The organism is Tenacibaculum sp. Bg11-29, assembly GCF_002836595.1.
Classification (GTDB): Bacteria; Bacteroidota; Bacteroidia; order Flavobacteriales; family Flavobacteriaceae; genus Polaribacter.
On record NZ_PJBB01000003.1, the window covers coordinates 1329532 to 1341974 of the forward strand.

Annotated in this window: 11 protein-coding genes; 1 reads left to right on the plus strand and 10 read right to left on the minus strand. The window is 30.5% G+C overall.

Annotation, left to right across the window (positions count from 1 at the left end; all coding sequences use genetic code 11):
- Positions 1–6 precede the first annotated feature (6 nt).
- Positions 7–633, minus strand: coding sequence for a 4'-phosphopantetheinyl transferase superfamily protein (locus CXF68_RS05995; protein ID WP_101043427.1), 627 nt, complete (start codon positions 631–633; stop codon positions 7–9).
- Positions 634–696: 63 nt separating this feature from the next.
- On the opposite strand from CXF68_RS05995, the gene ahcY reads away from it, so the two are divergent.
- Positions 697–2013, plus strand: a complete 1317-nt coding sequence (ahcY, locus tag CXF68_RS06000; protein ID WP_101043428.1) for an adenosylhomocysteinase — start codon at positions 697–699, stop codon at positions 2011–2013.
- Positions 2014–2418: 405 nt separating this feature from the next.
- Here the strand turns inward: ahcY and CXF68_RS06005 are convergent, their stop codons facing one another.
- The 9 genes from CXF68_RS06005 to CXF68_RS06045 all read right to left on the minus strand — a co-directional run bounded on the left by CXF68_RS06005 (position 2419) and on the right by CXF68_RS06045 (position 12420).
- The gene (locus tag CXF68_RS06005) at positions 2419–3432 is read right to left on the minus strand and encodes a TlpA disulfide reductase family protein (protein ID WP_101043429.1); all 1014 of its coding nucleotides are present in this window, start codon (positions 3430–3432) and stop codon (positions 2419–2421) included.
- 74 nt (positions 3433–3506) lie between these two features.
- A complete protein-coding gene (locus tag CXF68_RS06010; RefSeq protein WP_101043430.1) occupies positions 3507–5045 on the minus strand; it encodes a YifB family Mg chelatase-like AAA ATPase in 1539 nt (512 codons plus the stop codon).
- A gap of 59 nt (positions 5046–5104) precedes the next feature.
- A complete protein-coding gene (locus CXF68_RS06015) occupies positions 5105–5686 on the minus strand; it encodes a DUF4126 domain-containing protein (RefSeq protein ID WP_101043431.1) in 582 nt (193 codons plus the stop codon).
- 71 nt (positions 5687–5757) lie between these two features.
- A complete protein-coding gene (locus tag CXF68_RS06020; protein WP_101043432.1) occupies positions 5758–7725 on the minus strand; it encodes a cytochrome c biogenesis protein CcdA in 1968 nt (655 codons plus the stop codon).
- Positions 7726–7751: 26 nt separating this feature from the next.
- Positions 7752–9065: a tRNA lysidine(34) synthetase TilS gene (gene tilS / locus CXF68_RS06025; protein ID WP_101043433.1), complete on the minus strand. Its 1314-nt coding sequence runs from the start codon at positions 9063–9065 to the stop codon at positions 7752–7754.
- Between the two features lie 19 nt (positions 9066–9084).
- Positions 9085–9906: an alpha/beta hydrolase gene (locus tag CXF68_RS06030; RefSeq protein WP_101043434.1), complete on the minus strand. Its 822-nt coding sequence runs from the start codon at positions 9904–9906 to the stop codon at positions 9085–9087.
- Positions 9907–9909: 3 nt separating this feature from the next.
- Positions 9910–10143 carry a hypothetical protein gene (locus CXF68_RS06035; RefSeq protein ID WP_101043435.1) on the minus strand — a complete coding sequence of 78 codons (234 nt, stop codon included), beginning with the start codon at positions 10141–10143 and terminating at the stop codon, positions 9910–9912.
- A complete protein-coding gene (locus CXF68_RS06040; protein WP_101043436.1) occupies positions 10143–11069 on the minus strand; it encodes a sterol desaturase family protein in 927 nt (308 codons plus the stop codon). The genes CXF68_RS06035 and CXF68_RS06040 overlap by 1 nt, the downstream gene beginning before the upstream one ends.
- Before the next feature lie 28 nt (positions 11070–11097).
- Positions 11098–12420 (minus strand): anthranilate synthase component I family protein, encoded by a 1323-nt coding sequence (locus tag CXF68_RS06045; RefSeq protein WP_101043437.1) that lies wholly within the window; start codon positions 12418–12420, stop codon positions 11098–11100.
- Between the last annotated feature and the right edge of the window lie 23 nt (positions 12421–12443).

Here is a 12443-nt window from a genome sequence, read left to right on the forward strand (position 1 = left end):
GCCTTTTTATTGCGCATACACACAAGTAAAGCCTTCTGTTTCTAAAAAGTGAATTTTATATTCATCGGTAACACCCTCATATAAAATTTTACCAGAAGTTTCATTCGTTTCAAAAGAAAAATCTTCAATGTAAATATTATCTAAAAAGAGTAATTTTTTCTTTCCGTAAATTTTATATAAACTTTCTTTAGCTCCCCAAACAATTGTTAACTTACTAACTAAAGCGTCGTGATTTGCTATTGATTTATAGGCTTCAATAGGTGTAAATTTATGCGCTATTTTTAAAATCATATCACGTTGTTTTTCGATGTCTATTCCTACTGGACTATCATCAGAAATTATAATTCCAGAAAAAGTAAAAGAATGTGTTATCGAAATAAATTTACCATCTTTTAAATGAGGTTTACCAAACTCATCATACATTAAATCAGCATCAGTATAACCTATTTCATTTAATAGATGACGAACGCTTAAAAAGCCTCTACGATGTAAATCAGACTTCATACCGTTAACGCGATCGTTACTTCTCTTAGTCAGTTCGATACCTTCAGATAGATCCTCAAAAGATTCTTCAATCTTCCAAATCAATACTTTAGTAGTTTCGTTTACAGTTAATGTTTTGTGAACAGGCATATTTTAGAAAGTTATTTCGTAATTTTGCGACTCAAAAATTTAGATACATAAATATACATAAATATGAGCACAAAAACCGCTACATACGTACCTTTTAAAGTTAAAGATATCTCTTTAGCTGATTGGGGAAGAAAAGAAATGGACTTGGCAGAAGCTGAAATGCCAGGATTAATGAGTCTTCGTGAAGAATATAAAAACGAGCAACCATTAAAAGGAGCAAGAATTGCAGGATGTTTACATATGACGATTCAGACTGCGGTTTTAATTGAAACATTACAAGCTTTAGGTGCTGAGGTAACTTGGAGTTCTTGTAATATATTTTCTACACAAGATCAGGCTGCTGCTGCTATTGCCGCTGCAGGAACACCTGTATATGCTTGGAAAGATATGACAGAAGAAGAATTTGACTGGTGTATTGAACAAACATTATTTTTTGGAGAGGATAAGAAGCCATTAAACTTAATTTTAGATGATGGTGGTGATTTAACAAATATGGTTTTAGATCGTTACCCAGAATTAGCTGCTGGAATTAACGGATTATCTGAAGAAACTACAACAGGAGTTCACCGTTTATACGATAGAGTAAAAGCAGGTACATTACCAATGCCAGCAATTAACGTAAACGATTCTGTAACTAAATCTAAATTTGATAACAAATATGGTTGTAAAGAATCTGCAGTAGATGCAATTCGTAGAGCAACAGATATTATGTTAGCAGGTAAACGTGTAACTGTTTGTGGTTACGGTGATGTAGGTAAAGGTACAGCTGCTTCATTTAAAGGTGCAGGTTCTATTGTAACTGTTACAGAAATTGATCCTATTTGTGCTTTACAAGCTGCAATGGATGGTTTTGAAGTTAAAAAATTAGAAACTGTTGTTGGTAATTCTGATATTATTATTACAACTACAGGAAATAAAGATATTATTCAAGGTCGTCATTTCGAAGCAATGAAAGACAAAGTTATCGTATGTAACATTGGGCATTTCGATAACGAAATTGACATGGCTTGGTTAAATACAAACCATGGAAGTACAAAAGATACTATTAAACCACAGGTTGATAAATATAATATCGCAGGAAATGATATTATTATTTTAGCAGAAGGTCGTTTAGTAAACTTAGGTTGTGCAACTGGTCACCCAAGTTTTGTAATGTCTAATTCATTTACAAACCAAACTTTAGCTCAAATTGAATTATGGACAAACCGTAGTTCTTATGAGAATGAAGTGTACATGTTACCAAAACATTTAGATGAAAAAGTAGCAAAATTACACTTAGCAAAAATAGGAGTAGAGCTTACAGAATTACGTTCTGATCAAGCATCTTATATTGGTGTAACTGTTGAAGGGCCATATAAGCCAGAGCACTACAGATACTAATAAATAGCTGTCATTCTGAACTTGTTTCAGAATCATATAAAAATACGAACCCCTTGCTTTAATTTGTAAGGGGTTTTTATTTGTCGTTACAATAAAGGATGACATAGGAATCTTTTACTAATGCTTTGATTATCTTTTTTGGAGTTTTAATAGGCTATCCACTATGTTTTTTACTAAATTCACTTTTTTGTACAGTGGTAATCTCATTTTAAGATGAAGATTACTTCGCTTTCTCGTAATGACACATTTCTTTAATAGTTATAAAAAGGATGCCGTTTCTCGGCCATTGAGGTCAGTCTAAATTTATTTCAGTATCACATATAAGATAAGAAACAAATGAACTTAAGGTTACAAAAAAATCCCGCAACTTAGTCACGGGATTTTTATATATTATTAATATTTTAATTAAAGTTCTAAAGAGTTAAATAACTCAATTAACTTAGGGTCAGATGGTCTTGGAGCATTTGAATTAACAATGTTTCCTAGTGGATCGATTAAAATAAATCTAGGAATTCCATTAATAACATAATCAGTAACAAATTTAGATTTCCAGTTTTTATCAGCAAATAATTGTGTTCCAGATAATTTTTTATCAGCAATCATTTTTTTCCAAGCTTCATGATCCTTCATTTGATCAACAGAAATACTTACAAATTCAATATTTTTTCCATGGTATTTTTCTTCCATTTTTTGTAAAAAAGGAATTTCTTTTTTACAAGGATTACACCAAGTAGCCCAAACATCAAAATATACATATTTTCCTTTTAAATCATCTAAAGAAGTTGTACCTCCTTTAATGTTTTCATAGTCAACAAATTTTGGAGAAGCCATTCCTTTCGCTAAGTTTTTAGCTAAATATAACTTGTCTGCATGTGTTTTGTTTAAATATTGTTTTAAACCTTTTATGTTTTTCTTTTGAAAAGAAACAAAAGTAGAATCTAACTTTGTAGTTTCAATTCTTTTATTAAACTCATTTATAAAGTTGTTTGTCTTTGTTTCAAATTCCTCTTTAGGTAATTCAAATAAAGCTTTATCTTTAAAAAAACCTTTTTGTAGTAAAGCTGCTTTCGCTAAGAAATTGCTCTCACTAGCCCCTTCTCCTGTAAAAACAACAGTTTCATCAAATTCTTTAGTGTCAAGTGTCATGTTAACATTAGCACCATTTTTTAAGTACAAAGTAGTACCTTCTTTTCCGTCAGAAAGACGATAAAATCCATCTTTAAGATTCATTGTATCCTTAAAAACACCATTTTCATCAACCTTAATTACTCTATTGAACTTAAGTTGAGGATTAGAAATAACGATCGAATCCGAATTTTTATTGGTGATTTTCCCTGAAAAAGAAACAAAGTTGTTTTGTTCTTTTTTACAAGAAACCATAGTAATGGCAATTGCCACTAAGAAAACTATTTTTTTCATTGGTTGGTAAGTTTAATTATTTACAGTGTACTAAATTACTAATTTTTCTAGAAAAGGAATGTTTTTTTAATCTTTTATCCTAACCAACCCTCACGATCTAAACTTCTGTATTGAATGGCTTCAGTTATATGATCGGATTTTATATTGTTTGAGGCGTCTAAATCAGCAATAGTACGAGAAACCTTTAATATTCTATCATAGGCTCTTGCTGAAAGGTTTAGCTTTTCCATAGCAACTTTTAGTAAATTACTGCTTTCTTTAGAAAGTTTACAAAACTCTCGAATTTGTTTTACATTCATTTGAGCATTGTAATGTACAGTATTTGAATTTTTATAACGTTCAGTTTGTATTTCTCTAGCCTTTGTTACACGTTCCCTAATAGCAACGCTAGTTTCCCCTTTTCTATCTTCTGATAATTTTTCAAAGGGTACAGGAGTTACTTCTATATGTATATCAATCCTGTCAAGCAGTGGACCTGAAATTTTACTTAAATAACGTTGCATTTCGGCAGGAGATGATGTCATTGGAGAATCAGGGTCGTTAAAAAAGCCCGATGGACTTGGATTCATACTTGCGACTAACATAAAGCTACTTGGATAGTTTACCGAAAATCTAGCCCTAGAAATAGTAACTTCTCTATCTTCTAAAGGCTGTCGTAAAACCTCAAGAACTCCTCTTTTAAATTCGGGTAGTTCATCTAAAAATAATACACCATTATGAGCTAAAGAAATTTCTCCAGGTTGTGGTAAATTATTCCCCCCACCAATGAGAGCAATATCTGAACAGCTATGATGTGGAGATCTAAATGGGCGACTATATTGAAGTCCAGAGTTTTTTACCTTACCAACAACGGAATGGATTTTTGTAGTTTCCAAAGCTTCCTGCAATGTCATAGGAGGTAATATAGACGGCAACCTTTTGGCTAACATTGTTTTTCCAGCCCCAGGTGGACCAATTAAAATAATATTATGACCTCCAGCTGCTGCAATTTCCATACAGCGTTTAATACTTTCTTGACCTTTAACGTCAGAAAAATCAAATTCGGGAAAATCTACATGCTTATAAAATTCAGCGCGAGTATCAACTATTGTTGGTTTAATCATTTCTTTATTTTCTAAATGATTAATAACATCCATAATATTTTCTACCCCCAGTATATTTATATCATTAACAATGGCAGCTTCTTTTGCATTTTCTTTTGGTAGAATAAAATTTTTATAACCTTCTTCTCTGGCTTTAATTGCTATTGGTAATGCACCTTTAATAGGTTGTAAACTTCCGTCTAAAGAAAGTTCTCCCATAATTACATACTCACTAATGTTGGTAGCTTTAATTTGATTAGATGCAGCAAGTATTCCAACAGCTAAGGTTAAATCATAAGCAGCACCTTCTTTACGAATATCAGCAGGAGCCATATTAATGATAATTTTTTTTCCAGGAAGTTTAAAACCATTATTATTTAGTGCAGCAGAAATACGATAAGAACTTTCTCGTACAGCATTATCAGGTAAGCCAACTAAATGGTAGCCGATTCCTTTATCTATATTTACTTCCACGGTAATTGTGGTAGCTTCAATACCAAAAACAGCAGATCCATAGGTTTTTATAAGCATAGCTTTCTTTTTTCTGTTAAAGATAGCTAAATTTCTTTAGGAATTTGGTTTAGAAGTATTTACTGTTTTTTTGAAGTGGATGATTTATAAAAAAATAATTTGTATAACTTTCTGAAACTAAAAAAAAGTAAGATTACCAATAGTATTGCAATTACTGGTAAAAAGATTGAGAAGGATGACATAAGAATTGATGTGCCTGTCTCAACAGTCGAAATTATAGGATTTGCTATACCACCCGTTGTTGCAGTTGATGCTAATCTTGTAGAGGCTGCAGTTCCTTTAATTACAGAAGCTGTTCCTCCACCAGCTATTATTGCTAAAGCCCAGGTGATTATAGGAGATAAGTCAGCGACTGTTGATACCATAACAGCTGTTCCTGCAATAGCAGCTAAGGGAATCGCAATAGTATCTAATAAGTTGTCAAACCAAGGAATATAGTATGCAAATATTTCTAATAGAGTAGCAATGCCTAAGGTAATTAAAGCAGATGAACTTGCTACCCAATTCCAATTTTCATTTATAGGAATTATATTGTAATAACCCGCTAAACTTAGTGCAAAAAGTGGGAGGAATACTCTAAAGCCAACTGAAGCTGCTAGTCCAATTCCTAAAAAAACACTAATAATTGATTCTGGAGTCATATTTTTTTATGTTAAGATATAAAAAAAAGCCTCTTTATAAAAGAGGCTTTTTGAAATATTTTAAAAGTTGATTAGTTTTTATTAAAGTTATCTAATCCAGTTTTTAACCAATCATAATAGGCTGTGTGATCAGAATATTGTTGAGGTGAATTTAAAAGTTCTAATTCAGGACTCATCAACACATAAAATGGCTGAGAAGCTGTTTTAAAATTAGCTACTTGTAATGTCGCCCATTTATCACCGTAAGTTCTAATTCTTTTTACTTTACCATTAGGTTTAATAAAGTCGAATTGTTCATCTTTAGGTAATTGTCTTTCATGATCATCTACGTACAATGAAATTAAAACAAAATTATTATTAATTAAAGAATAAATCTCTGGTTTTACCCAAATAGTTTCTTCCATTTTACGACAGTTAACACATGCCCAACCTGTAAAATCTAATAAAACAGGTTTGTTAACAGATTTTGCATAAGCAATACCTTCTTCAAAATCTTTAAAACAATTTAACCCTAACGGACATTTATTGTCTTTCTTGTAAATACTATGAAATTGAGGTGGAGCAAATCCACTTAAAAATTTATTTTGATTCCATGCTGGTTTTTCCATAACACCTGGAGCTAAATATACCGAAAATGCTAAAGCTGCAACACCTAATAAGATTCTAAAGAAAGAAATCTTACCGTATTTTTTACCAATAATACCAAATAGATATAATGCAGTTAATAAAGAGATTAGCGCCCAAAGACCTATGAAAATTTCTCTCTTAAATAAATCCCAGTGACCTACTAAATCAGCATTTGATAAAAATTTAAATGCGAATGCTAATTCTAAAAATCCTAAGAAAACTTTTACAGTATTTAACCATCCACCAGATTTTGGTAGCGAATTTAACCATCCTGGGAACATAGCAAACAAAGCGAAAGGTAATGCTAAAGCAGTACCAAAACCGATCATACCAGCTGATAATTGCATAGCTCCTCCGCTAGATCCTAATGAACCAGCTAGAAGTGAACCTAAAATAGGACCTGTACAAGAAAATGATACAATTGCTAAGGTTAAAGCCATAAAGAATGTACCAATAATTCCTCCAATATTCGAAGCACTATCAGCTTTATTACTCCAAGAACTAGGTAATGTTAGTTCATAAAAACCAAAGAATGAACCAGCAAAGAAAATTAACACTACAAAGAAAAATACATTTAACCATATATTGGTTGAAATACTATTTAAAATTTCAGGATCTAAAGTGTCTAAATAGTGAAAAGGTAAGCTTAACAGGCCGTAAATTAATATAATAAAGAACCCATATAAAACAGCACTACCAATTCCTTTTCCTTTCTTTTCAGTATGTTTTGTAAAGAATGATACAGTTAAAGGTACCATTGGAAAAACACAAGGTGTTAAAAAGGCTAATAAACCTCCAACAAAACCTAATAGAAAAATATTAAGTAATGTATCACCGCCTTTTTCTTCAGTGTTTTTTTCTGCCGTATTTTTTAATAAAGCAGTGTTTTTTAAGTTTAAGTTTAGTGATTGTGATAAAGATTGACTCTTATCATCTACTTCAGTAACAGTTTGAGATACTTTTTCTCCAATTAATGAAAAAGTAAAGTCTTCATCGAAAGGTAAACAGTATTCTTTACAAACTTGTGCATCTAAATTAAGAGTGATTAGAGTTAAGGTTGCATCAGAAACAGTTATTCTTTGTACTAGTTTTCCTTCATCAACAAAGAATATTTCATCTTTTCCCCAAATTTCACTGAATTCAGTTTCTGTTTCTCCTTCTTTTGCTTTTCCGTTAAGTGTGTATCCACTTTGTCCTTCAGCAGGAGAAATAGTCATAGGTAAAGAAGCATCCTCAGGGTTGTATTGAGAATATAAATGCCAATCCTCTGCTATTTCAATTTCAAAAATTAAGTCGTATTCAGTTTCCGAAACTTTTTCAACGGTAGGGGTTACGACAATTGGGTTATCATCAGATTGCGAGTAAACCGTTAAACCTAAGAATAATAAAAAAAGAGTAATGAGTTTTTTCATTCGATTTAGTTTATAGTGGGTTATTTTTAAATAGTTAATCTTAATAATTGTGTTGTGTTATTAGTAGATGAAAAACGTCTGTCTTGTCGTTTACCAATAATCCAAATGATTTCATTATTATTTGAGCAAAGTAACCAAATGTTTTTTTTGTCCAAAATTGATAATTTTTCGTCTTTAAAATATTTGCTAATCTTTTTTTTACCTAACATTCCTGTTGGGTAAAAAAAATCACCTTCTTGCCATCTTCTAATGATTAGGGGGTAATTTAACAAATTTTTATCAACATAAATACTATTTTTGTCAAAAATTGTTTTTTTATTTACATCTTCAAACAATAAGTTTATAGGATTTATTACCTTAACATCTCCTTTGTGTATGATAATTTGTTCACTTTTAGAAGTGAGTTTTTTATCAGAGGGTAAAAGTAATAAAAAATCCCTGTCTTTTATTAAAGTATATGAATTTGTTAATACTTTCTTGCTTGATTGCGCATAAATTAGATCATAAATGTCATTCCATGATGTAAATTTATACCTTTTTAAAAGTTGGTATAAATAAGCTTTTGGGTTTGATAATTTTACTAATTCAGAAATATTTATTTTTAGTATGTCATCTTGCTTAGATGTTATTTTTATTGATGTTTCCTTTATCTTGTCAGTAATAATTTGCTGAGATTGCTTTAAAGACTCAGTAGTTTTGTTATGTGTTTTTAATAGACTTGGATTTAGTTCTTTAAGAATAGGAATAATTTTATGTCTTATTTTATTTCTAACATATTTTGTTTCTAAATTACTAGCATCCTTTCGCCATTTAATATTATTTTTTAAAGCATGTTCTTCTATTTCTTCTCTTGAAAATACAAGTAACGGGCGTATAATATTTTTGTTAACAGGTGGGATTCCTGTTAAACCATCTAAGCCTGTACCTCTGGTTAAATTAATTAAAAAAGTTTCTAAATTATCATCAGCATGATGAGCTGTTAAGATATAGTCGAAATTATTTTCTTCAGTTAATTGTTGAAACCAATCATAACGCAATTTTCTTGCAGCTAATTGAGTTGAAAGTTTATTTTTTTTTGAATATTTATTAGTTTCAAATCGAATTGAAAAAGTAGTAATATCTAATTTAATTCCTAAGTTGTTAATAAATTCTTCATCTAAATTACTTTCTTCTCCTCTTAACTGAAAATTACAATGAGCTAAAGAAATAGTATAACATAATTGGTGTAATAAATGAGACAAAACAACACTATCAATTCCTCCAGAAATAGCAATTAGAAGTTTTTTGTTTTTTAAAAATGAAAAATTTTCATCAATATGTTCTGCTAGTTTTTGAAGCATTTTAATTCTTGTAATTGGTTTATAGCTGGCTGTTTAGCCAATTAACAATGTCTTGTAACATTTCTTCTTTACATAAATCATTTTGTAATTCATGATAACCACCTTTGTAAAGTTTTAAGTTTGCTTTGTCAGAGTTATTTGCAAAAGCTTCCGTTCCTTTAAAATCAATAATTTTATCACCTGTACCATGTAATAATAACATTGGTACTTTTAATGATGAAGCGTTTTGAATTGCCCACTCACCAGAATCAATAAATGATAAAGAAAAGTTAGGACTAATTTTATCATGTACTAATGGGTCGTCTATATATTTTTTAACTTCTGCCTTGTCACGAGAAATATCATTAGCATCTAGTTCATTACCTAATGTTATAGCAGGAGCAATTTTTTGCATAATCTTACCTAATGATAGCTTCCATGCTGGCGGATCGAATGCTAATTTTAGCATAGGACTTGTAGCAATGACACCTGTTAAATTATTTTCTCTACGAAGTGTATAATTTATTACTGCATTACCACCCATCGAGTGTCCATATAAAAAGAGTAGTTTGCTATCAAAAATTTCTTTTGTTTTATCAATTAATTTTGAAATACTTTCTAACACAGTATCAAAACCAGGGTTGTGACCACGTTTACCTAGTGTTTTGCCATGGCCAAAATGATCAAAAGCAATAACACCAAAATTATTGTCAGTTAACTTTTTGGCAACATGTTGGTAGCGACCAGAGTGTTCTCCCATTCCGTGAATAATAATAACAACTCCTTTTATAGTTTCAGGTTTCCAGAATTGGCCAAAAAAAGTAGTTTTATGATATTTGAAGTTAAATTCTTGATGCAGCATAATTTATTGTTTATGTAACCATTGTCTAATTTCTTTTCTTAAAGAAACTTCTGGTTTGGGTAATGGAATTGTTCGGCCGAATTGTTTACTTCTCTTAAATTTTGAAAATGTAATTTTATGTTTTTTCCAAGCTTCAGGGTATAAGTCTAAAAATTTATTAAAAAAACTTTGTTCATTTACGGTACCTTCTATTTTAGATAGCACGTGTTTGAATTTCTCTTCTTGTTCTATAATCATTAATCCTTATTTTTTTGTAAAATAATTTTTTGCATCTGCTTAACGCTAATTGTACTTCCGTCATGACTCCACCCTGGAGGTCCGAAAATATACATAAATTTATGAATCCAATTGCTAGACTTTTTGGTGTCGTTCCAAATATCTTTATATTCATGAGTTAAAATTACCCAAGGATTATATGAGTCAGGAGCATGTGTTACACCGTATTGGATTTCGACTTTTTCGTCAAGCTCTTTCCATGTTCCAAAAACTCTATCAAAAATATTTAAAAACCCTCCATGATTTTTATCCATATATTCTACGTTTTTAGCGTGATGTACTTGATGCATTGTATGTGTGTTAAATATTACATCAATAAATTTAAGTTTTGGAATATATACTGAATGTAATTGAAATTGCCATAAAGCTTCAATACCTAAACAAACGACGACCATTTCTGGTGGAAAACCAATTGCAGGAAGCCACATATAAAAAAAAGGTTTATATAAAATTGTAAACCAGCCATTACGAACTGCGGTTCCTAAATTAAAATTGTCTGAAGAGTGATGTACAATGTGTGCTGCCCACAAGAAACGAACCATATGATTTTGTCGGTGAAACCAGTAATAGCTAAAGTCGTCTAATAGTTGACAAACAATCCATACATACCAAGCATAACCAAAAGATTCCCAACCCATGATATTGGTACGGATACCATTTACTAGAGGGTTAAAAACGTCATAAACATAATTAAAAATAATAATTGCAGAAATTGTCTTTATTAAAGGAGCAAGAATAGCAGAGCCAATACCCATAGTTAAACTAGCACCTAAATCTTTCCAACTGTAAAGTTCTTTTTTATCATGCGTTTTGCTATATGTGAGTTCTAGTAAAATAAGCCCTAAAAAACAAGGTACACCATATACTAATGGGTTTGTAAAATTCATTTTCTATTTTTTGGGTCAAGATAGTAATCTATTTACTATTTAGTAAAACATATTTCATTGCTTTTGCTTTTAGTAAGCATTCTTCGTATTCTTTTTCAGGTGTAGACTTTGCTGTAATAGCTCCGCCGACTGAATATGAAACATATTTTTCATCAGCGTTATATAAAATACTTCTAATAATAACATTAAAATCGAAATCTCCACTTGGAGTAAAATAACCGATAGTTCCTGAATACAATCCACGTTTAGTTTCTTCTAATTTTTCAATGATTTGCATTGCAGATATTTTTGGAGCTCCGGTCATACTTCCCATTGGAAAAGTGTTTTTGATTATATCAACAGGATGCGTATTAGTTTCTGTTTCAGAGACTACTGTTGAAATCATTTGATGTACTTGTTTAAAAGAGTATACTTTACATAATTCTTCAACATGTACACTCCCTTTTTTTGCTATTTTAGATAAATCATTACGAACTAAGTCAACAATCATTATATTTTCTGAACGTTCTTTTTCATCACGCGATAAATCGAATGCAATTTTATCATCTTCAATTTTATCAATTAAACGTTTAGCTGTACCTTTTATAGGTTGAGATATTATTTTATCGCCTATTTTTTTTATATATCTTTCTGGAGTAGCAGATAATAAATATTGATGTTCGTGTCTGAAAAATGTAGCGAAAGGAGGTTCAGATATATCGTTTAAATGTTGATATATTTTATAAGGATCTATTACTGTATTTTCAGCATAAAACTCTTGGCAAAAATTAGCTTCATATATATCACCTCTGTTTATATGATCTAAAATGGTATTTACCTTTTTGTAATATTGATCTTTATGAATTCTAAGTTTTATTTTTATTTTCTCCTCTTTTGATGTATTCTTTATTTCTTTTGAAGATGTAATTATGTTAGTAGCAATAATTTCTTCAAAATCTTCTTCCAGCTCATCATCGATCATTCTTAGGTAATGGAATTCAACAGTATTTCCTTTAATAAAAATTAATTTTTGCGGTTGAAAAAAATATAAATCAGGGAAGTGAAGTCCATCAAAATTAGTTGACTTTAATTTTTCAACATCGTTTTTTACATCGTAAGAAATATAGCCAAAAATATAATCCTTAGTATATGATTGGTATTCTTTTAGTTTATCAAAAGCATTATAATAATCTGTTTTTATAGAAGTAAATTCTTCTGCAGCCAAACAATAGTCAAAAGAACTATAATTTTGCTCGTAATTATTAGAATCTAACCAAAGTGTGGTTTCAAACTGTTTTGACCATTGGAATAAATGTTGTTTAAATTCTGAAGGAGAATCTATAGAAAAGGTGCAGATTGTTCTTAAAGACATGGGGCAAAAATAAGAAAAATGGA

Coding starts and splice junctions, on each gene's coding strand:
- CXF68_RS06015 (WP_101043431.1), bottom strand. CDS start 5,686: ATGACTCCAGAATCAATTATTAGTGTTTTTTTAGGAATTGGACTAGCA.
- ahcY (WP_101043428.1), top strand. CDS start 697: ATGAGCACAAAAACCGCTACATACGTACCTTTTAAAGTTAAAGATATC.
- CXF68_RS06040 (WP_101043436.1), bottom strand. CDS start 11,069: ATGAATTTTACAAACCCATTAGTATATGGTGTACCTTGTTTTTTAGGG.
- CXF68_RS06010 (WP_101043430.1), bottom strand. CDS start 5,045: ATGCTTATAAAAACCTATGGATCTGCTGTTTTTGGTATTGAAGCTACC.
- tilS (WP_101043433.1), bottom strand. CDS start 9,065: ATGCTTCAAAAACTAGCAGAACATATTGATGAAAATTTTTCATTTTTA.
- CXF68_RS06030 (WP_101043434.1), bottom strand. CDS start 9,906: ATGCTGCATCAAGAATTTAACTTCAAATATCATAAAACTACTTTTTTT.
- CXF68_RS06035 (WP_101043435.1), bottom strand. CDS start 10,143: ATGATTATAGAACAAGAAGAGAAATTCAAACACGTGCTATCTAAAATA.
- CXF68_RS06020 (WP_101043432.1), bottom strand. CDS start 7,725: ATGAAAAAACTCATTACTCTTTTTTTATTATTCTTAGGTTTAACGGTT.
- CXF68_RS06005 (WP_101043429.1), bottom strand. CDS start 3,432: ATGAAAAAAATAGTTTTCTTAGTGGCAATTGCCATTACTATGGTTTCT.
- CXF68_RS06045 (WP_101043437.1), bottom strand. CDS start 12,420: ATGTCTTTAAGAACAATCTGCACCTTTTCTATAGATTCTCCTTCAGAA.
- CXF68_RS05995 (WP_101043427.1), bottom strand. CDS start 633: ATGCCTGTTCACAAAACATTAACTGTAAACGAAACTACTAAAGTATTG.